Below are 477 nucleotides of genomic sequence, written 5' to 3'. Positions count from 1 at the left end.
AGGAGGGGGAAGGGAGGAGGGGAAAGAAGGGAGGGAGAGGGGGGGAAAGGAAGGGAAGAGGAGGAGGAAGAAAAGAGAGGAAAAAGAGAGAGGGGGAAGAGGGAAGGAGGAAAGGGGAAGAGGGAAAGGACGGAAGGAGAAAGGGAAAAAGGGGAGAAGGGGGAAAGAGAAGGAAAGAAAAGAGGGAGGAGGAAGAAGGAGAGAAGAGGGAAGGGGAAAAGAAAGGGGGAGAGAAAGGAGGAAAAGGGGGAGAAAAGAAGGAAAGAAGGGAAGAAGGGGGAGAAAAGGAAGAGAAGAAAAAAGGAAGGAGGGAAAAAGGAGGAGAGGAAAGGAAGGGAAAAGGGGGAAGAGGAGAGGGAAGAGGAGAGGAAAGAAGGAGGGGAAGGAGGAAGAAAAGGGGGAAGAAAAAGAGAAGAAGGGAGAGAAAGGAAGAGAGAAGGAGAAAAAGAGGGGGAAAAAGAAGAAGAAGGACAAGAA

Annotated in this window: 1 protein-coding gene; it reads left to right on the top strand. The window is 50.3% G+C overall.

Annotation, left to right across the window (positions count from 1 at the left end; all coding sequences use genetic code 11):
• On the top strand, positions 1 to 477 hold a 477-nt coding region (locus KW837_RS29230), incomplete at both ends, for a hypothetical protein (RefSeq protein WP_218399374.1).

It is taken from the genome of Pseudomonas sp. PDM24 (assembly GCF_019218905.1).
In the GTDB taxonomy this organism is placed as follows: domain Bacteria; phylum Pseudomonadota; class Gammaproteobacteria; order Pseudomonadales; family Pseudomonadaceae; genus Aquipseudomonas.
This window is presented reverse-complemented; position numbering and strand designations above follow the sequence as displayed.